A 21565-nucleotide genomic window follows, 5' to 3' on the forward strand; every position below is an offset into this window, starting at 1 on the left:
AAGATAACCAAAAAAAGCAGCTGGTTAAAGCTGCTTTGGGACTTGTGAGTGCCAAATTGAAAGGGAATTCGTTTTTTCTGGAAAAACTTTTAAACCCAGGCTTTGAATTTTACCATTGGATGTGGATAAGTGCTGCCCAGTGAAATTCCAAATGTTTTCAAATTGGCTGTGGATAACTCAAAGGGTTGATGGATATCAAAACCCGGAATAGCGGCTAATTCCGGGATCCAATGTCGGATATAATCCCCTTTCTTGTCATAATTTTGCGCCTGTCTTAGAATATTGAAATAACGGTTTTCTCTTGGGTCATTGCCTACTCCTGCTACATACATCCAGTTACCCCAGTTGCTGCAGACATCATAGTCTATCAACATGCTTTCAAAGTACATGGCTCCCCATCGCCAGTCAAGGTTCAGGTCATTGACCAAGAAAGAAGCCACATTCTGCCTGCCCCTGTTTGACATAAAACCAGTTTCATTCAGTTCCCTCATGTTGGCATCTATGAAAGGAATACCTGTTTCTCCATGGGCCCATTTCCAGAATAGGGATTCATTCCTTATCCAGTTATCCTCATTGTTTTTAATGCCCTGAACTTTAAAGATTTTATTCCCGTGCTTTTTTGCAATAAACCTGAAATAATCTCTCCAGATTAATTCAAAGATGAGCCAATAGGTAGATTGGTTCTTTGTCCTCTCTTGTTCATACCGCTTGACTTCTTCATAGATAAATCTTGGGCTGAGACAGCCCAAGGCCAGCCATGGGGAAAACTTGCTAGAATAGTCTGAACCCAATAAACCGTTTCTTGTTTCTTTATATACCTTCAATCGATCGCTATCCCAAAAATAGGCCTGAAGTCTATCCAATCCTTCGGTCTCACCACCTATGAACTCCAACACCGCTCGAGTGGATTTTAAAGGTTCCTTCAGGCCAAATGTGGATAAATTAGGCAATTCAATTGTATCAAATGTCTCATTTGGGAAAGGTATTTTTGTGGGACAGGGCAATGTTTTTTGGATCTTTCCAAATTTTTCACACTCTTTACGGAATTGGGTAAAGACTTCAGGAGTTTGACTTAATGGAAAAGGAAGATCCAGAATGTGGAAAAGTGTACTTTGCCAATAGGAGCTGGTTTTGATCCCAAGTTTCCATGACTGCTGTTCCAATTTGGACTCAACTTTTTTTTCTTCTGAGGTTACTTCTTCAGAAAAAAAGATGGCATCAGCCTGAATTTTGGCAGCAAAATCCACCAGTATTTCTTCCGGCTTTCCCAGGAATAAAAGCAAGTCAGCGCCTCGGTCCCTAAGATTTTTGCGCAGGTTATCCACAGCTTCCAAAAGAAACTTTGCCCTGTGGTTACCCGTCTTTTCAAGGGCCAGTTCCACTTTGGAAAAAGATCTGGGGTCAAAACAATAAACGGGAATAACTTCTTCGGCTTTTTGGGCCGCGTTAAATAAGGGTGCATGATCATGCACCCTTAAATCATTCCTAAACCAAACTATAACTCTTTTAAACATCATGCGGTAATCCAACAGCTTGTTAAATAAAAGTGTTTGGGGATTCCGATAATTTATCTTTTCTTACATTCCCATATATCAGAAGCAACTCAAATTATGAAAAACCTTTTAGTGATATCCCTGATTTTAATAGCAATTCAAACCAAAGCACAGGAATTGAAGCCTAATGAGGTTTTTTGGCAGACTTTACAGCTGCATTGTGGAAAAGCTTATGAGGGGGAGATCATGACTCCTTCTGAAAATGATCCTTTTTCCGGTAAGCGCTTGATTATGCACGTTGTTGGTTGTGGTGATAATTTTATCCACATCCCTTTTTTTGTGGGAGAAGATAAATCCAGGACCTGGGTCCTTACTTTGGAAAATGATAGGATCAAATTGAAGCATGACCATAGGCATGAGGACGGGTCAGAGGATGAAATCACCCAATATGGAGGAATTGCTCCCAATACCGGAATGGCAGGTATCCAGTTTTTCCCGGCTGACCAGGAAACAGCAGATCTGATTCCCTATGCTGCCAATAATGTCTGGTGGATAACCATTGATGAAACCTCCTTTACCTATAATTTAAGAAGAATAGGTTCAGAACGCTTTTTCTCTGTAAAGTTTGATCTGACCAAAGAGGTGGAAAGTCCCGGGCCTGCCTGGGGTTGGTAAATATTTTCACCTGGACAAATAGTCAATTGATTGTTTTACATATTAAGAATCTTAAGTATTATTTCTGGTATTTTAAAGTTGTTGTCAATTTTTTGCATCTGCTCTCTAAAAGATATTTTATATTAGGGAAATGTTTTGTTTACCATCAAGTTGTATGAAAAAAAGAAAAACAACCCTGCTTTTTACTAGGACTTTTGCGGTCCTTTTGGCTTTTATTTTTATTCAATGTAATCCAACCAATCCTTTACTTGAAAAACTCGGTTACTCTTCAAAAGATAAATTATTAATCATCCACACAGATGACCTTGGCTTATCTAAATCACACAATAGGGCTACGATTGTTTCAATGACGGAAGGTGTCGTTAATTCTGCAGCTATTATGATGCCTTGTTCCTGGGCTATGGATGCCGCAGTTTTGCTTCAGGATTATCCTGACCTGGATGTTGGTGTTCATTTGACATTTACCAATGAATGGTATAATTATCGATGGGGAACTGTTTCACCAATGGCTGAAGTACCAAGTCTTATTAATGAAGAAGGATTTATGTATCCTGACTGCAAAAGTTTTTCGGAAAATGCCACACCTGAAGAGGTGGAATTGGAAATAAGGGCCCAAATTGAGGCAGCATTGACAGCTGGAATAAATATATCACATTTAGACGCCCATATGAGTTGTATTTTTAGAGGTAGAATTGAGTATTTAGCTTCCTACCTGAAACTTGCTGCTGAGTATGGGGTTGTTCCTATGGTAAGTAGGGATATTTACAAAAATAAGATCAAGAAGAACCCACAATATTTCAGAGGCATCGATATTGAAAATATCCCATATGTAGACAGGGTCCTAATTGCTTCTGAAGAAGATTATGAAAAAAAAGGAATGGATCAACTTTACACAGACATCATTAATAATCTTAAACCAGGAATTACAGTTTTACTTATTCACACGGCATTTGATGATGAGGAGATGAAACTTATCACAGAGGGACACGATTATTGGCATTCTCCTTGGAGAAACGATGATTTTGAATTTTTTACAAGTGAGAAAGCAAATAAATTGATTCAAGAAAACAATATTAAGTTGATAACTTGGAAAGACATCAATCCTGGATTCAAATAATAAATGATTTATTATATGAAAAAACTACCGCTCCTTCTATTAAGTTTGCTCGGCACATATTGTTTAGCCCAAGAGCAAACCTTGGCTGAAAGATTGGGTTATTCCAAAAATGACAAACTCCTCATCATCCATGCCGATGATTTGGGAATGGCAAATTCGGAAAACCGTGCCACCATAGAGGCGATAAAGAATGGGGTGGTCAATTCTACGAGCATCATGATGCCCTGTGCTTGGTCTACAGAGGTGGCAGAATTGATCAAAGATATGCCTGGTCTGGATATAGGAGTCCATATTACCCTTACCAATGAATGGCATACCTATAAATATGGACCTATTGCTTCCAAATCAGAAGTTCCTGGCTTGGTTGGGCCGGATGGCTATATGTACAAAGACTGTGCTTCTGTTGCCAAAAATGCTACCCCTGAAGAGGTTGAAAAAGAAATGAGGGCTCAGATTGAAGCGGCTTTGAAAATCGGAATCCGGCCGACACATCTGGACTCCCATATGGGCTGTGTCTTCTATGGAAGACCTGAATATGTAGCTTCATATCTCAAATTGGCCCAGGAATATGGCATTCCTGCCATGATGAACCAGCAGATTGTAGATGCAGTGATTAAGCCTAACCCTGAATTGTTTAAGGATGTGGATATGGATAAAGTTGTTCTGATAGACCATACAGCTATAGCTACTCCTCAAGCTTATGACGAAATGGGAATGGATGCTTTTTATACCCAATTGCTCAATAACCTGCAACCGGGTGTGACTGTTTTATTGAATCATATTGCTTATGATGATGAAGAGATGCGTGCCATTACTACCCGATTTACCCATTGGCATGCTGCCTGGAGACAGGCAGATTTTGATTTTTTTACCGGAGAAAAAGTCAGGCAGCTGCTTAAAGAAAATAAGATTCATTTGATAACATGGAAAGAAATTGGAAATTTGGTAAGTAATGAATTAATATTGCCACAAAGATAATTACATGAACAAGCGGTCAATCTTTCTTTCCTTATGCTTGATTGCGGTGCTTTTGATCAGTGGTTCTTGTTCAAAAGACTGTAATGATGGCTTTTTCACCATCAATGAAATGAAAATTGAACCTAGGAGGTGGTTCCCTGAGACAAATATCGGGGAAACAGAACCTTGGGACAATTCTCAAGAATTGCCGATCATAGTTCTTACAATGGAGATGCAGCTTTCCAAGTTTTTCAGGACCCTTCCGGAAATTGGTAGGGGATGTTTTGGAAAATATTTAAACGAAAATCCGGTCAGGGATATCAGAATTTTCAGCAATCTCTCCTTTAATGGAATAAGTTCAGGAAATGATCTCTCTTCCATTATCTTATTCTCATCGAGAGCGAATACCAGAGTAGGAGAATTTATCAACAAACAGGAATTATTGGATTTTTATGTCAATGAATCCAATTTCACTAAGTTGTATTTTTATTTCAATCAAAACCCTGAATTGCAAGGGCTACACCGGATAAGGATGGAATTTGTTTTTGCAGACGGTACTGTCATGGAGTCCAATGCGGTGGATGTTTTATTGGTCCCTGCCAGACCAGCACAAAACTAACAGGAAGATGCCTAAAGGCATCTTTTTCGTTTTTAAAAATTTTTCTTTAGTTTGAAGACGGGTTTTTAATTTTAAAGCTGTCCTTTCATGATTCAAGTAAGACACATTCCGATTTTATTTTTATTTCTACTGCTGTTTTCCTGTAAAGAAACCATCTCTCCTCTTAGCGGTAAGCTGGTAGATTTACAAGGGATAGAAGGCAATGAGGAATATTTGTCCTCCCCATTTTTTGCTGCAGGAGACAGGGTTTATATGGTTGGTCATCAGGATGGAAGTTTTCCTGATTTGGGTTGGCATGTGGAAGGGGAAATGGGAGGTATTTGGAACCATCCCATCAAATTGATGGATGGTTTTACAGCAGCAGTATTATTGGAAAACCAGCAGTATTGTTTAGACAATGCAAATCTTTTTATCAACTATCCAATAGGCAACAAGCACCTTTTTTTCAACACAATTCCCGGAATTGAGGTTGAGCGATTTCAATTTGTACCAGATGGTAAGGAAGGACTTATCATAGATTTCACTTTTAGAAATGTGGATAACAAAACCCTAAACTTTGATTTCGAGTTTACGGGCCATACTGACCTCATGCCTGTTTGGTTGGGAGAGCGCGCAAATATGGTAGATCATGAGGATATTTTGGAATTTGACGCCTCCCGTCAGGCCTGGAGAGGCAAAGACCAAGGGAATGAATGGTATGTTTTATTCGGGGCAAATTCAAAACCCAAGGCATATGATAAGGAGAGTTCTACATACTGTAATTATGATCCCCGTGGAAAAGGCTCAACAGGAAAGTTATTGTATGGTCTGAAGTTAAATCCCGGGAGTTCTCAAACCCTACGTTTTTTTATAGCAGGCTCTTACAAAAAGAAGCAGGAACTTGAAAAAACTTTTGACCTGTTAAGGGCCAATGCGGAGCACTATTTAGACGATAAGATCCAACATTACCAACAGATTTCAGGGAAATCCAAATTGACAATTGAAGATAAAAAACTCGAACAAGCCTTTGAATGGGTCAAGTACAATACAGAATGGTTGGTGAGAGAAGTACCTGAATTTGGAAGGGGATTGGGAGCGGGTATGCCTGATTACCCTTGGTGGTTTGGCGTTGACAATGAATATACGCTCAAAGGCGCCATTGCTACAGGGAGAAAGGATTTGGTTTATAATACCATCGAATTGATACACAAACTTTCCGAATCCAATGGAAATGGTAGAATTATCCATGAAGTCAGCACCAATGGAGTGGTTTTTAATCCGGGGAATATCAATGAGACCCCACAGTTTGCTTCTCTGATTTGGTGGGTTTTTCAATGGACTGGCGACAAAGAATTCCTTGCCAGGTATTATCCAACCATAAAAAAGGGCCTCAAATGGTTAATGGAAGAAAATGATGAAGATGGCAATCTATTCCCAGATGGTTATGGCATGATGGAAATCCATGGCCTGGAATCTGAAATGATAGATGTGGCCACCTATACACAAAGGGCTTTTGATGATGCTTCAAAAATGGCAGCCTTCATGGGAGAAGAAGAGCAGGCAAAAGAATACAGAGCGGTTGCAGATAAATTAGCGCAAAAAATTAATGAGGAGTTTTGGGTGGAAGCATTCAATTCCTTTGCAGATTTTATCGGAACCACCTCTCAAGCGCTTCATTTGATTGATGCAGCCATTGTCAGGGCAGATACCCTGAAAAAGCCCTGGGCAGTCGAAGAACTTTTGAGCACCAAAAAAAGAATCAGCAAGTATCCCAAAGACAAAAAACAGGGCTTTGTCATTTTTCATAACTGGGTAGTGAATACCCCCATGGAAATGGGTATTGCAGATAAAGAAAAAGCCATAAGGGCATTGGATAAGGGAAGTAGGTTTGTCAATCCTTTTGGTGTCTTTGTGACCGGGATCGACCGCGATGAATCCGCAGAAAAGGAAGATGGGTCTTTTGCAGGGAGCAAAGTATTTTCTTATACAGGGGCTGTCATGACTTTGCCCACAGGTGTCCAAGCCATAGCAGAGAATAATTATGGAAGACCGGATAAGGCATTGGATTACCTTCAAAGAATTACCAGGTCTTTTGGGTTTGCTTTGCCTGGATCAATTTATGAAGTCTCACCTGACTATGGCATGATGACCCAGGCATGGAACCTTTATTCCTATGCAGTTCCAATTATTACTCAATTCTTTGGGATTCAGCCACAGGCCCATCTTAAGATGGTGAATATCCGGCCACAGTTACCTGAAACCTGGAACAAGGTAAGTCTGGAAAATGTAATTATTGGAGAAAATGTTTTAAATGTGACTTATTCTCAATCTTCGGAAGGATTGATTGCTGAAATCTCCCAGGATCAGGAAGATTGGGAGATAAGGTTTAACCTGGAAAATCAGGGGTATAATTTTTTAAAGTTGAACGGGACAGATCTTGAGTTATCACCTGATGCTGAAATCTCTCTGCATATCAAGGGAAAAAAGAATCGGATAGAAATAAAAAAATAAACAGAAGAATTATCAACGGATAGTCGCTTTTTGTTTGGAAATCTTATTTTTGCAAACCATTATTTGTGTTTTTGGCAACCAGACATATGAAAGTGACTAAATTCAACCTTTCAACTAAGGGGCTTTCCTTTTGGGATGCCATCATAGAGATAATTGCGATTGTAGCCCTTGTCCTATTATGGGTTATGACTTATTATTTTCAGCAGTTGGGTTCCAAAATGGTTTCGGAAAATTTTGACTTTTTTCAAAACCCAAGTGTGTATTGGGCCAGTAAAATGACATATACTTTGCCGATTATTGCGACCATTTTTTATTTAGGGATTACTTTCTTTGGATTGAGAAGGGATTTTTCTGAAGAAAAAGGGAATGATTCTCCAGAAAAGGGCAAAAAGCTGATAGAAATCAATCAGAGGCTTTGGCGGTGGGTGAAGTTTATTTTGGTGCTGATGTTCATGTTAATAGAGTATTTTTCATTTCAAAGTGGATCAGATTTTGGTGCCGGCATCCCCAAATGGCACATTGTTGTTTTTCCACTTTTACTTTTTGGCCCGGTAATTTATTTCTTCTTTGAGTTTTCAAAGCATCAATTGGAAGATTGATCAGATATTGAACCAATAATTTAGCTTCATGATCAATGCTCTTTGTTTGGGGGCAAAGGTAGAAGGGAAATAGTTGTCGGTGTAAACGATAAAAAAGTCAGAAACCGGCGCATATCTCCATTGAAGGCGTGTATTGATATTGATATTGTCAATTTGGTTGTTGTACTGGAAAAATGTCGTCCAGAATAAATCCTTAGTAAATGTCAGGTCAATTCTTGGACCTACCAAAAATAAGTCTGCGGAATTCTGAGGTTCCGGTAATCGGATGTTGTTATAACTGAAGTTCATGGAGATATTGGCCAGGTATCCCATTCTCCAGTTCATAGTTCCCTGTAAAGTTTTGATATCTCCGGTAAAATACTCCCCCATATCTCCTCTTAATGTGAAGAAAAATGGTTTTCTGGGATTTCCGATGTACCGAAAACCGAAGAAAGAGTTGCGATAATCTGTTCCGGATTCAAGTGGAATACCCCCGGTTCTGGTTGGATCAAAAGAAGCAAATAAATAAGTATACCGATTATTCAAAGTGAATGCCAGTCTAGAGAGTGACTGGAATTGAAACTCATACAAAAGGGTATGGAGTTCATCTGTAGTTCCTAAGGATTGGTTCCAAAGGACTTCTGTTTCAAATCCCGGTCCATGTCTATTGATGAGATTAGAAACAGGGAAAAACTGGTAAACAAACCGGGAGGCAATTCTCTTGTAATCATTCCTCGGGGTAAAGCCCACTTTGGGATTGAAATTGTCCCCAATATCAGAAAAGGCCAAACTTGCTGAGATGTTGATGTCGTTGTAATTCAATTGCCCGTGCATTGCACTTGAATTTGCCTGCTGTTGGGCTTCAAAAGTCTTGTGATAGAAGAACTTTCCGGTCCATCGGTTATCTTTCGTGGCAAGGTTGTAATCTATACCTGCCATCCTGTTAAAATCGTTTGGGTCAAAGAGTGGCAGTTCATTGGTTTGATTGATGGTTTCCCTATTGATCATGATCAAGCCGATGTTGGATCTCGAAAACACCTTTTTTTGAATAGCGGCAACCGAGAAGTTTTTACCGGAAATACCCCTCTCCGGGTCATTGGCGGTTTGCATGTTCATGACACCCAGCCTCCAGTTTTCATTAAGTTTACCGCTCAGTCTCCCTCCGAATAAAATCTGATTTTGCACATTTTGCCCTGTAGTTTCATCCCTGTCTACTCCTATCCTTCTTGAAAAAAATGGCCGAACATTTTGAGTGCCGAAATCAGCAAATAAGTCTGCATTTTCCAGAAAAAACTGTCTCCTTTCCGGGAAAAAAATCTCAAAACGGTCAAGGTTGGTCACCTGTTCATCTACTTCAACCTGAGAGAAATCTGGGTTAAAGGTCAGGTCCATATTCAATGCAGGTCCCACCCCAATTTTGGCATCACCTCCAAATGCCGGTCTAACCGGATTAGAGGTTCCGGTCAAAAAATTCTTATCCGTAGCCATTGCGGCATAGGGTATGATAGAAACATTAGCCCCCTCTTTTTTTAAGGGTTCGGTAAAAATCAGTTTCCTTGAAAAGGCCAGGGCAATTACTGAAAAATTTCTTGGAATAGGCGTCCAGGTACTTCTTTCATTGTATTTGCTATCAATGCGGTAAAAATTCACATTCCAGTTATTGGTGCCGTCATTGAAACGGAGTGTTGAAAATGGGATAGCTGCTTCCACAATCCAATGGTCCTCGTAGATTTTAGCGGCAGAAAACCATTTATTGTCCCATGCCAAGTTGAGGTCTGTTTGTAGCATACCTCCATTGGCAATCAATGATTCCCTCTGAACCCCGTAGGGATTTACTCCAAATTGAAAAGCATTTGTATTATCATTGAAAGTATCAAAAATAAAGCTCACCCCATCATTCTGTTCTCCCCTGTAGTCTCTTCTTAAGGAAGTGCTCACATATTTGTCTCGGGGGCCCAAATTATACATGACGGCTGCGATATAAATAAACTTGTCATCATAAACGATTCTGATTTTTGTCTGGGCTTTGGCCAATGAGGTATCAGAGGGGAAAAATTGCTGGAAATCTCTGGCCCATTCCTCTGAATCCCAAACTGCCTCATCCAACACGCCGTCTAATTGGATTTCCGAATTTATTTTTTCAGCAATGAGGGCAGGATATTTATAGGCAGTTCCTTCCTGAGCGAAAGTAGTAAGGCACAAGGAAAGCAGGAATGACGCAAAAAGGAACCTCATGGTGCTTGGGAATTATTCTCCAAATTAGGAGATACGCCATCTATGATTTCATGTGATTTATATCAGTGGTAAAAATCTCATGTAATCCCTTAAAAACGAAAAACAATGTTTTTATTAGTTTCCCCAAGCTGTCAAAACCAAATTTCTTGAGCCCCCATAATCCCTGAATTCACAAAGATAGATTCCCTGCCAAGTACCTAAATTCATCCGCCCATGGCTGATAGGTAACTGAACGGAATTTCCGAATAGGCTGCTTTTAATATGGGCGGGCATATCATCGGGACCTTCATAATTATGGATAAATTTCCGGTAATTTTCAGGAATAAGGTCGCTGATGAAAGTTTCAAAATCCATTCGGACTGTAGGATCTGCATTTTCGTTGATGGTCAATCCCGCAGAAGTATGCTGGATAAAAACATGGAGTATCCCTGCCTGGATTTCCATGATTTCAGGAAACGCTTTCTCCACCAGATCTGTAATCAGATGAAATCCTCGGGGATAAGGTTTAAGTCTGATAGTTTTCTGAAAAGTCTTCATTTATCCTGCAAATATCGCCTGATACATCTCTTCCAGCTTGCTGACAGCAATGATGTTGATTTTATACTTGTCCACATCCAGTCCCTTGATGGCATATTTGGATACCATAATTCTTTTGAATCCCAATTTCTCAGCTTCTGCAATCCTGTTTTCCACACGGTGCACCGCTCGGATTTCACCCCCAAGACCAACCTCTCCTGCAAAGCAGAAGTCCTCCGGAACAGGATTGTCCTCATACGAGGAAATCAGGGAAGCACATACCGCCAGATCCAAAGCAGGATCATCTACCCGTAATCCACCGGCCACGTTGAGGAAAACATCCTGTTGTCCCAAACGCATGCCCCCTCTCTTTTCCAGGACCGCCAACAGCATGTTCAGCCTTTTGCTGTCAAAACCTGTACTGCTGCGTTGTGGTGTGCCATAAGTGGCCGGGCTGACCAGAGATTGTATTTCTATCAAAAGGGGCCTGTTTCCTTCCAACATGGCGCCTATCGCAACGCCGTTGAGTATTTCTTCTCTTTGGGTCAGTAGGATTTCCGAAGGATTGGCTACAGGTCTTAAGCCCTCAGCGCGCATTTCATATATGCCCAGTTCATTGGTCGAGCCAAATCGGTTTTTCGAAGTCCTGAGGATGCGGTAAGAGAGATGCCTGTCACCTTCAAATTGAAGGACGGTATCGACCATGTGTTCCAATACTTTAGGGCCTGCAATGGCGCCATCCTTGGTTATATGTCCAATCAAAAACACAGGTGTGGCAGTTTCCTTGGCAAAACGCATCAATTCTCCCGTACATTCCCTTACCTGGGATACTGATCCTGCGGCAGACTCCACATGCTTGCTGTGAAGGGTCTGTATGGAATCTATGATCAAAAGGTCGGGCTCCAACAGCTTGATCTGTTCAAATATGTTTTGGGTGTTGGTTTCTGAAAGCACATAACAGTTTTCCGAACTGACCTGCATGCGCTCCGCCCGCATTTTGATTTGGGATTCACTTTCTTCTCCGGAAACATACAGCACTTTCAGACGGGGAAGCATCAGGGCTATCTGAAGCATCAGGGTTGACTTGCCAATGCCGGGCTCACCTCCAATAAGAATAAGGGAGCCTGGAACAATCCCCCCTCCAAGCACCCTGTCCAATTCCATATCCCGGGTGATAATCCGTGGATATTGCTCAAAATCGATTTCCTGTAATTTTTTAGGACTGGCAATTCTACCTTCCCTTCCTGCTCCCTGCTTCCAGGAGCCCTTGCCGGAATCTTCTTTCTGAATAATTTCTTCCACATAGGTGTTCCATTCCCCACAGGCCGGACATTTGCCCAGCCACTTGGGGCTTTGCGCACCGCAATTTTGACAGAAATAGGAAGTTTTAATTTTTGCCATAAATGAATAATGCCTAGGAGGTGGTTTATTGCCTTAAATGAATCACAGGGATTAAATGGTGATTGCTGGAATACATTATCCAGCTAGGGAATGAATATAGGTTAGGGAAAGTGCTTTTTAATGCGCTTCCAGCCAATTTTCTCCCACACCCGTTTCCACTACAATAGGCACCCCTAAATTGATTGCCCCTGACATCAGTTTTGGGATTTCTTTTTTCAATAATTCGATCTCCTCCCTATGGGCATCAAATACCAATTCATCATGCACCTGAAGAATCATTTTTGACTTCAGGTTTTCTTTTTTCATCCATTGGTGGACATGGATCATGGCTACTTTGATCAAATCTGCAGCAGAACCCTGTATGGGGGCATTGATGGCATTGCGCTCTGCAAAACCCCTCATGGTCATATTCCTGCTGTTGATATCCCTGAGATACCTTCTTCTGCCGAGGATTGTTTCTACAAATTCGTTTTTCCTTGCCTTTTCTATGCAATCATCCATGTAAGCCTTGACAGCTGGGAATTCTTTGAAATAGGCATCAATAATTTCTTTGGCCTCGGCGCGGGAAATGTTCAATCGCTGCGAAAGCCCAAAAGCAGATATGCCATAAATTATCCCAAAATTGGCAGTTTTGGCTTTTCTTCTCATGTCAGAAGTCACTTCTTCCAAAGGCACCTGGAAAATTTTTGCGGCTGTGGCAGCATGGATATCTTTTCCGTTTTTGAAGGCATCCAACATGGATTCATCTTTCGAAAAGGCTGCCATGATGCGGAGCTCTATCTGAGAATAATCCGCTGCAAATAGCACATGGTCTTTGTCTCTTGGCACAAAAGCTTTTCTTATCTCCCTTCCTCTGTCTGTTCTGATGGGGATGTTCTGCAGATTGGGATTTATGGATGATAGCCTGCCGGTGGCCGCTACGAATTGGTTATAAGTAGTATGGACCCTACCTGTTTTTGGGTTGATCATGGTCGGCAAAGCATCTACATAGGTGGATTTCAACTTCACCATCTGTCGGTAATCCAATATGGCCTGGGCGATTTCATGGTCCCCTGCCAGTTTGCTCAACACTTCCTCACCTGTCGCATACTGCCCTGTTTTTGTCTTTTTGGCTTTGGGATCCAATTTTAATTTCTCGAATAGCACATCTCCCAACTGCTTTGGAGAAGCCAAGTTGAACCTTACTCCGGCAAGTTCATACACACGCTTCTCAATCTCTTTACTTTCTTCATCCAGGATGGAAGACAATTCCGCCAAACTGGAAGTATCAACTTTCACACCTTCAAACTCCATATCAGCCAGAACTTCAATGAGTGGGTTTTCCACTTCATTGAGTAGTTTTTCCAGTCCATTGGATTTGATAATCGGATCAAATTTCTGCTTCAATTTCAAAGTAACATCGGCGTCTTCTGCTGCATAGGCCACCACTTCATCCACATCCACATCCCGCATATTGCCCTGGGATTTTCCTTTCTTCCCGATAAGTGACTCGATAGATACCGGTTTGTAGTTCAGGTATTGCTGTGCCAGCCAATCCATAGAATGTTTTCCTTCCGGTTCGATCAGGTAATGGGCCAACATGGTGTCATAAAGTTTCCCCTTGACTTTTAGCCCATAATTCATCAAGACCAATATGTCATATTTGACATTTTGCCCGATTTTGATAATGGCCTCACTTTCAAAAATACCCCTAAAGAATTCCAATTGTGTTTTGGCCTTTTCCTGATCGGAGGGGAAGGGCACATAGAAGGCTTCTCCAGGAACATAGGCAAAAGAAAGCCCAACCAATTCGGCTTCATTGGGATTCAAAGAGGTAGTTTCCGTATCAAAACAGAATTCATCCTGGAGTTCCAGGTATTGGATTAGCTCCTTGATGGCATCCTCCCCTTCCACTTTATGGTAATCGTGGGCAGTGGTCAATATACTGTCATGAAGGATTGGTTCAGGAATAGGGCTTTCGATGACCTCTTCCTCTGTTTCCACTTCTTCCATCCCGGCAAAAAGGCCCAATTGTTCAGAAACTTTCACCTGGGGTTTTTTCATTTTCTCACCAAACACCCTTTGGGTTAGGGTTCTAAATTCCAGTTCTGCAAAGATGGCTTTTAGTTTTTCTTCATCTGGACCATCATATCGGAGGGCCACCTCGTCAAATTCTATGGGAACGTCGGTTTTGACCGTAGCCAATTCTTTGGATAAAAGCCCTTGCTGGGCAAACTTCTCCACATTCTCCTTTTGCTTACCTTTCAGTTTGTCCGTGTTTTGCAAAAGATTTTCAAGAGAACCAAACTCTTTTAAAAGCTTAACTGCCGTTTTTTCCCCAATTCCTGGAATGCCGGGAATATTGTCCACGGCATCTCCCATCAGTCCAAGCATGTCTCTCACTTGATCCACATGTTCGATGTCCCATTTTTCACAGACTTCTTTTGGCCCCATAATTTCTACGCCATTGCCCATAAAGGCTGGTTTGTACAGGAAAATATGGTCTTCCACCAATTGTCCATAGTCCTTGTCCGGGGTCATCATGTAGACCTCAAAACTCGTCCGTTCTGCTTTTTTGGCGATGGTGCCAATGATATCATCCGCCTCATAGCCGTCCATTTCCAGAACGGGTATGTTGAATGCCTGGACAATTTGCTTTACCCAAGGCGTGGCGATTTCTATATCTTCAGGTTGTTCCAGCCTATTGGCCTTATAAGCATCAAATTGGGTATGACGGAATGTAGGTGCCTTGGTGTCGAAGGCCACGGCAATATGGGTAGGCTTTTGTTTTTCCAGCACTTCTAATAGGGTATTGGTAAAACCCATCATGACACCGGTATTCAGGCCTTTGGAATTGATTCTAGGGTTTTTGCTGAAAGCAAAATGTGCCCTGTAGATCAGGGCCATGGCATCCAGCAAAAAGAGTTTTTTATCTCCTTTGGAAGACATATTTTTCGATTATCTGATAAGTGAAATGCCTCGGTATTAATTTCCCAGGGAGGGCTAAATTACAAATAATAATTAAAAGGCTTGAATCTAATTTTTTATAGGATGGCCTATTTGGCGGTGGTTGCAAATACCTTTCCGATCATAGATGAGTCCGCCTTCAGGTTTTAATTTTACCTATGACTAAAATATCATACGGCTCATCCCCGCCCGAGGTGCTGCTCTCTTCAAAAAATTCGTATGGCAAAAAACCAATGAAAAGGTTGTCACCATAAAGTTCCAGGAAAAATGAAAGCATTAATTCTTCAAAAGGTTTATCGGTCCAAATATCATCAACAATATTTTTGAATGATGTGGAAGTTTGGTTTTCTAAATTGAAGATCGTGGTTCCAAAGGCTGAATCATAATCAAAATGAAATAGTAAATAATCATTGTTGGCTAACATCTTAAAATGCCGATGGGCATATCCTTTGGCCCTAACATCCTGTAGGAATTCAAAAGGATTATTGTAATCTGCTTTTTCATAAAAATCTTTTGGTAAGCTCTTTTTCCCATAATCAATTTTGTAATCAATGTCCAACAGACCATTCTCACTCAACTTAAATATTGCATTTTGTGGGCTGTTCCAGAAATAGAGGTTGTTCCTGATATGAAGGAAGTGATAATTGGTCAAAAAGTTAAAGTACCTTTTTTGGTTCTTTGATATTTCCAATAGATCAGCAATTGGTTTTTTATCCTTGTAGTTATAAATTACTAATCTCCCTTTATTTTCCATGATCTCATTTCCCAAAAAGAAGGCGATTTTGTCTGAAGAAATAACTTTTAAAGATTGTGCAAAATAAGGGATCTTAAATTGGTCCTTTCTTTTAAATTCATAATCAAACAGGTGTACTTCCATGGACTCCCTGTCCAAAACATAGATCAAAGAATCAAAAAAGTCAATTGATGTGATTTCGGTAATTTGAAAATCAGGAATGAATTGATTGATTACCTGACCCTCTTTTGTCAGCTTGGTAATAGTGTTAGGGAATTCCGTATGTAAATAAATAAAATCATTAAGCAAAAAAGCCTTCTTAACGTCCCCAAACCTTTCAAAACCACTATGTTTTATAAAAATTTCCTGCTTGATTTCTATAATTTTTGATAAATCTACATTTTCCTTTACTTCACCGATCCCAATAGAAATTTTCGAAGATTTTTTATCTGTTGATTTACATCCAAAAACAAATACTAAAAGAATCAATAATATTTTTTTCATAGTTCAGGATTAGAGATAAAAAGAAACTTATATTTGAAAAGAAACGGGGAGCCTTCATTTCTTTTATTAATAGGTTATTGGTTAGATCCTCCGCATCTTGCTGCAGCACAATCATTTGTACCTAATTTACAACAATATTTCGTTCCTGAGGAATTTCCATAAAGTGTACCTTTAGCTACAATGGCCGTTGAAATATTTTGAATAGTTAACCCTCCAACGAAAAGGCCGATACAAGCAAGTGATAATAGTTTCCTTTTCATTTAATTTTACAGTTAGAGTTATAATTAATGTTTTGGCCAAAACAAAAAGCTAACCAAAGCTTTCATAACGAAATTATTATTATTGAAAAAAACAATACAATAAGAACAAATTTTTTAAAAAATGAGGATGCTTATATAAAAAAGTTGTAAATATAATTCTAAAGAAACTATTTTAACTTTAAAATTATCCTTTCAATTTTATGCTTTAATTAAGTTCTTGGTTTGCTATGCTTTTTAACTTAAATAGTAGATTTACGTTTTTGTGTTAAGATAAGAAAAGATGAAAATTTGTTTTGCTACCAATAATAAGAAGAAAATCGAGGAGGTTAAAGCTGCTTTAGGTTCAGAGTTTACGATCCTATCCCTTGCCGAAATCGGTTGTCATGAGGAACTTCCGGAGACAGGGGATACCTTGGACCACAACGCTTTTCAGAAAGCCAGGTATGTCTTTGAAAATTATGGGGTGGACTGTTTTGCAGATGACACAGGTTTGGAAGTAGAGGCATTGGATGGGGCGCCGGGCGTTTATTCAGGGAGATATGCAGGAGAACCTAGGTCTGATGAAAGGAATATAGAAAAACTTTTAAAGGCCATGGAGGGAAAGACGAACCGAAAAGCCCGGTTCCGAACCGTCATTGCTTTGATACAGGGCGGTAAGGAATATGCTTTTGAGGGAATAGCTGAGGGGGAAATCATTCAGGAGAAAACAGGAACAGGAGGCTTTGGATATGATCCGGTTTTCAGGCCTTTGGGATTTGATCGAACCTTTGCCGAACTCAGCATGGAGGAGAAAAACAGGATCAGCCACCGGGGCAAGGCAGTGCAGGCTTTGGTGAAGTTTCTAAAATAATTTTTTAATTTTGTCCCCCATGAAGAAACCTTTCATCGTTGGGATTACAGGGGGAAGTGCCTCTGGGAAAACCCTCTTCTTGGATAAATTACTGCATACCTTTGAACCCGGCCAAGTTTGTCTCATTTCCCAGGACAATTATTACAAGCCAAGACACCTTCAGCCCATAGATGATAAAGGTGTTCACAATTTTGATACGCCCAACTCCATAGACTTTGAACAATACGCGGAAGATATCCGCAAAATTGGAAATGGAGAGACGGTGTACAGACAGGAATATACCTTCAATAATCCCAACAAAAAACCCAAAATGTTGGAATTTGCTCCAGCTCCAGTTGTGGTTGTGGAGGGTATTTTTGTGTTGTATTATCCTGAACTGGCAGATTTGCTTGATCTTAAAATTTTTATTGATGCCAAAGAATACATCAAATTGAAAAGAAGGATAGTCAGGGACAAAGTGGAAAGAGGCTATGATCTGGATGATGTATTGTACCGATATGAGATGCATGTGATGCCCACCTATGAAAAATATATTGAACCGTTTAAGCACGATGCCGACTTGATTATTCCGAACAATAGGAGTTTTGAGCGGGCCTTGGACGTGATTAGGACGTACCTGCGGGTTAGAACAGAATAAAATTCTGAAATCTAACCTTTGGAGATAATTTCCAGGTATTTAGATTTTTTGAAAGAAGAATGCTTGGATATTCAAAACTTTCTATATTTGCCAGCCGTGAGTAAAAAAAGAAGACATAGCGCCATATGGAGACAACGTGCCACTTTATTGTTGGTCATGTTTTTCTGTATGCTGGTTTCAGGAGTGGAATACCTTCCACAGCCTGATGCTAAGCATTTGTCTTCCCAACAAGAACAGCAGCAGGATCCTCAGGATGAGAATCAGACTTATTTAAATATCGCTGTAGATGCCGTAGTTCCTTTTGTGACCGTAATCGGACAGCAGATACTTTATCTGATTTATGAAAACATCAGTTTCGACAAGCCTGTAAGCTCTAACCTTAGTTTTTCACTTCCTACCAATATTCCCTATTGGGAAATCTTACTGGAGCGGATTATTTCCACCAATGCTCCTTAATTGATTCTTTTTTGCAATTCGAATCCATTCTGGCCTCGTAGAGTTCGGAAAATCATTCTATTCCATTCCAATAAAAACAATTAAACTGAAATATTATGCGTAACAAAGGTGTCGTAGTGTTTTTGACAGTAGTCATTACAGCATTGTGTCTGTATTATCTGTCGTTCACTCTCGTATCAAACAAAATTGAAGGCCAGGCAACGGCCTTTGCTACCGATGCGGTAGGCAATGTGGATTTTGACAAGAAACAGGCTTACCTGGACTCTATTTACAGAGAGCCGGTTTACAATTTCTTGGGAGCAAAGTTCACCTACAAAGAAATTAAAGAAACTGAATTAGGTTTAGGTCTTGACCTTCAGGGTGGTATGCACGTGACACTGGAAGTGTCCCCTGTGGAAATTGTGAAAGGTTTATCCGGTAACAGCAAGGATGCAGCCTTCAATCTTTCTTTGGATCAGGCAACTGAAGCCGCGAAGACCAGCAATGAGAAGTTTGTCAATCTTTTCTATGCGGCTTGGCAGCAAAATGCCTCAGGAAGAAAATTGAGTGAGATTTTTGCCACTGCAGCCAATAGAGGAAGAATCTCCTTGGAGTCATCCGATGCTGACATCCTCAAAATCATTGACACGGAAGTTGAAAATGCTATTGACCGCTCTTTCAACATCTTGAGAACCAGAGTGGACAGATTCGGTACCTCCCAACCCAATATCCAGCGAATCCAAGGTTCAGGAAGGATTCAGATCGAGCTTCCGGGAGTTAGCAATGCAGAAAGGGTTAGAAATCTATTACAGGGAGTAGCCAAGCTTCAGTTCTGGGAAGTAGCTGAGATCAATGAGTATTTGGCTGAGCTGGAAGACGTTAACAGGCTTTTGGTGGCCGAGGCTCAAGCAGCAAAAGGGGCTTCCACACCTCAAACAGATGAAGCAGCTGACCAAGCTACTGACCTCGAAAGACAATTGGCACAGCGTTCTGAAGGAGATGATACTTCCACCCAAATTTCTCCATTGTTCTCTTTGACCAAAGGACAAGGTTTGATCTATGAAATCAGGGATACGGTCACGATCAACAGGATCCTGGCAAGGGAAGATGTAAGGTCCCTTTTACCGAGAAATGTGAAATTCCTATGGTCCGTAAAACCTCAGGTAGTGGACAATATGGAATTATTGGAGCTTTTTGGTATCAAATACAACAGGGCTTCTGACCAGGCACCACTTGAGGGAGATGTGATTACTGATGCAAGACAGACCTTGGATCAGACTTCCAGACCTGCGGTAAGCATGCAAATGAATGCAGATGGGGCCAGAAGATGGAGAAAATTGACCTCAGAAAATATTGGCAGAAGAATCGCAGTGGTTTTGGATGATTATGTATATACTGCTCCTGTGGTTCAGAGTGAAATTCCTTCCGGACAGTCTGAAATTACCGGTAACTTCACCATCGAAGAGGCCAAAGACTTGGCCAATATCCTGAAATCAGGTTCTCTACCGGCTCCAACCAAAATTGTAGAAGAAGCCATTATTGGTCCTACGCTTGGTAAGGAAGCTCAGAAACAAGGTGTGGTTTCCATGATTGCAGGTTTGGTATTGGTAGTCCTTTTCATGGTGGCTTATTATTCTAAAGGTGGTTTTGTTGCTATTGCAGCTTTGGTGTTCAATATCTTCTTTATCCTTGGGATTTTGGCCCAGTTGGGAGCGGCATTGACCTTGCCGGGTATTGCCGGTATTGTATTGACTATAGGTATGTCGATTGATGCCAACGTGTTGATCTTTGAAAGGATCAAGGAGGAACTCAGAAGAGGTTCCGGATTGATTGCTGCCATCAATGAAGGTTATGACAAGGCATTTTCTGCTATTCTTGACTCCAACGTGACTACTTTCCTTACAGGAGCCATATTATATGCATTGGGTCAAGGTCCAGTAAAAGGTTTCGCAATCGTATTGATGATCGGTATCGCGTCCTCTTTCTTCTCTGCTGTATTCATTACCAGAGTGATTGTGCATTGGATGAGTAAAAAAGGAGACAAGAGTAATATTTCTTTTGCAACTCCATTTGCTAAAAATATATTGGGACAGTTGAATATTGATTTCTTGAGCAAGAGAAAGATTGCTTACATTATCTCAACTTCTATCATTGTAATCGGTTTGGCTATTGCAGCGATCAATGGGTTGAAATTTGGTGTGGACTTTACAGGTGGAAGATCATATATTGTACAATTTTCTCAACCAATGACCGCTACGGATCTTAAAGTTGGTCTGGATGGTGAGTTTGATGGTTCAGTGGAAGTGAAGACCTATGGTGCAAACAACGTGATGAAGGTAACCACTTCTTACCTGATCAATGAAGATGATGATGCCTCTAATGCAGAGGTAGAAAGAAAAGTGATTGAAGGCATAGCTGCTATTACCGGAATGACTTTTAACAGTGATGCTTCCAACTTGGGAGATGCGCAGTTTAGCATTACAGGTTCTTCAAAAGTAGGGGCAACTGTGGCTGACGACATCAAGAAATCTTCTGCAGAGGCGATGTTCTTTGCCCTGGTAGCGATTTTCTTGTACATCTTGTTGAGGTTCCGCAAGTGGCAGTTCTCATTGGGATCCATCATCGCCTTGGTGCATGACGTATTCTTTGTGATTGCAGCATTCGCTATTGCTTCTGCTTTGGGTGCCACATTCGAAATTGACCAAGTATTTATCGCGGCGGTATTGACTGTAGTGGGTTACTCTATCAATGATACCGTGATTGTATTTGACCGTATCAGGGAGAACATCGAAAATCGCGGCACTTCCAAGTTGGTGAAAATGTTCAACGATGCCATCAATCAGACTATGGCCAGAACTTTGATCACTTCAGCAACGACTTTGATTGTGGTCTTGGTACTGTTGATCTTTGGTGGTGAGGTATTGAGAGGTTTCTCCTTCGCCTTGTTCATAGGGGTGTTGATCGGTACTTATTCCTCTATCTATATTGCTACACCAGTAGTTGTAGATTTGATGAAAAGAGAATTGGAGGCTGAAGCTGCACAAGAAGCTAGTGGTAAAAAGACCGCTTAAATTGTAATATTTTCAATGAAGGGGAGTACAGATTTGTTCTGTCTCCCC

The 21565-nt window shown here is 40.7% G+C and carries 17 protein-coding genes; 10 read left to right on the forward strand and 7 right to left on the reverse strand.

The window, feature by feature from the left end:
• Positions 1-89: 89 nt before the first annotated feature.
• Complete coding sequence (locus tag BC751_RS05400; protein WP_130277504.1) at positions 90-1514, reverse strand: DASH family cryptochrome; 1425 nt, start codon at positions 1512-1514, stop codon at positions 90-92.
• Between the two features lie 96 nt (positions 1515-1610).
• Between BC751_RS05400 and BC751_RS05405 the strand changes: the two genes are divergently transcribed.
• The 6 genes from BC751_RS05405 (at position 1611) to BC751_RS05430 (ending at position 7950) form a co-directional block, all read left to right on the forward strand.
• Entirely contained in the window at positions 1611-2168 is a 558-nt protein-coding gene (locus tag BC751_RS05405; protein ID WP_130274648.1) for a hypothetical protein, read from the forward strand.
• Between the two features lie 154 nt (positions 2169-2322).
• Entirely contained in the window at positions 2323-3285 is a 963-nt protein-coding gene (locus tag BC751_RS05410; protein ID WP_130274649.1) for a polysaccharide deacetylase family protein, read from the forward strand.
• A gap of 15 nt (positions 3286-3300) precedes the next feature.
• Positions 3301-4263, forward strand: coding sequence for a polysaccharide deacetylase family protein (locus tag BC751_RS05415; RefSeq protein WP_130274650.1), 963 nt, complete (start codon positions 3301-3303; stop codon positions 4261-4263).
• Between the two features lie 4 nt (positions 4264-4267).
• Positions 4268-4861: a hypothetical protein gene (locus BC751_RS05420; protein WP_130274651.1), complete on the forward strand. Its 594-nt coding sequence runs from the start codon at positions 4268-4270 to the stop codon at positions 4859-4861.
• A gap of 87 nt (positions 4862-4948) precedes the next feature.
• Positions 4949-7351, forward strand: a complete 2403-nt coding sequence (locus tag BC751_RS05425; RefSeq protein WP_130274652.1) for an alpha-L-rhamnosidase-related protein — start codon at positions 4949-4951, stop codon at positions 7349-7351.
• An 86-nt stretch (positions 7352-7437) separates the two neighbouring features.
• Complete coding sequence (locus tag BC751_RS05430) at positions 7438-7950, forward strand: hypothetical protein (RefSeq protein ID WP_130274653.1); 513 nt, start codon at positions 7438-7440, stop codon at positions 7948-7950.
• Here the strand turns inward: BC751_RS05430 and BC751_RS05435 are convergent, their stop codons facing one another.
• From BC751_RS05435 to BC751_RS05460, 6 genes are all read right to left on the reverse strand, one after another.
• Positions 7951-10164 carry a DUF5916 domain-containing protein gene (locus BC751_RS05435; RefSeq protein ID WP_130274654.1) on the reverse strand — a complete coding sequence of 738 codons (2214 nt, stop codon included), beginning with the start codon at positions 10162-10164 and terminating at the stop codon, positions 7951-7953. It abuts the gene before it with no gap.
• A gap of 114 nt (positions 10165-10278) precedes the next feature.
• Positions 10279-10701, reverse strand: a complete 423-nt coding sequence (locus tag BC751_RS05440) for a secondary thiamine-phosphate synthase enzyme YjbQ (protein WP_130274655.1) — start codon at positions 10699-10701, stop codon at positions 10279-10281.
• Complete coding sequence (gene radA, locus BC751_RS05445) at positions 10702-12081, reverse strand: DNA repair protein RadA (protein WP_130274656.1); 1380 nt, start codon at positions 12079-12081, stop codon at positions 10702-10704.
• 117 nt (positions 12082-12198) lie between these two features.
• On the reverse strand, positions 12199-15009 hold the full coding sequence (gene polA, locus BC751_RS05450; RefSeq protein WP_130274657.1) for a DNA polymerase I: 2811 nt from the start codon (positions 15007-15009) through the stop codon (positions 12199-12201).
• A 157-nt stretch (positions 15010-15166) separates the two neighbouring features.
• Positions 15167-16264 carry a 6-bladed beta-propeller gene (locus BC751_RS05455; RefSeq protein ID WP_130274658.1) on the reverse strand — a complete coding sequence of 366 codons (1098 nt, stop codon included), beginning with the start codon at positions 16262-16264 and terminating at the stop codon, positions 15167-15169.
• A gap of 74 nt (positions 16265-16338) precedes the next feature.
• Complete coding sequence (locus BC751_RS05460; RefSeq protein WP_130274659.1) at positions 16339-16524, reverse strand: hypothetical protein; 186 nt, start codon at positions 16522-16524, stop codon at positions 16339-16341.
• A 280-nt stretch (positions 16525-16804) separates the two neighbouring features.
• On the opposite strand from BC751_RS05460, the gene BC751_RS05465 reads away from it, so the two are divergent.
• From BC751_RS05465 to secDF, 4 genes are all read left to right on the forward strand, one after another.
• Positions 16805-17374 (forward strand): non-canonical purine NTP diphosphatase, encoded by a 570-nt coding sequence (locus BC751_RS05465; RefSeq protein ID WP_130274660.1) that lies wholly within the window; start codon positions 16805-16807, stop codon positions 17372-17374.
• A gap of 19 nt (positions 17375-17393) precedes the next feature.
• Positions 17394-18011 (forward strand): uridine kinase, encoded by a 618-nt coding sequence (gene udk, locus BC751_RS05470; protein ID WP_130274661.1) that lies wholly within the window; start codon positions 17394-17396, stop codon positions 18009-18011.
• Positions 18012-18107: 96 nt separating this feature from the next.
• Positions 18108-18467 carry a hypothetical protein gene (locus BC751_RS05475; RefSeq protein WP_242617379.1) on the forward strand — a complete coding sequence of 120 codons (360 nt, stop codon included), beginning with the start codon at positions 18108-18110 and terminating at the stop codon, positions 18465-18467.
• Between the two features lie 95 nt (positions 18468-18562).
• Entirely contained in the window at positions 18563-21517 is a 2955-nt protein-coding gene (secDF, locus tag BC751_RS05480) for a protein translocase subunit SecDF (protein ID WP_130274662.1), read from the forward strand.
• The last annotated feature ends 48 nt before the right edge of the window (positions 21518-21565 follow it).

Origin of the sequence: Cecembia calidifontis (genome assembly GCF_004216715.1) — a bacterium.
In the GTDB taxonomy this organism is placed as follows: domain Bacteria; phylum Bacteroidota; class Bacteroidia; order Cytophagales; family Cyclobacteriaceae; genus Cecembia_A; species Cecembia_A calidifontis.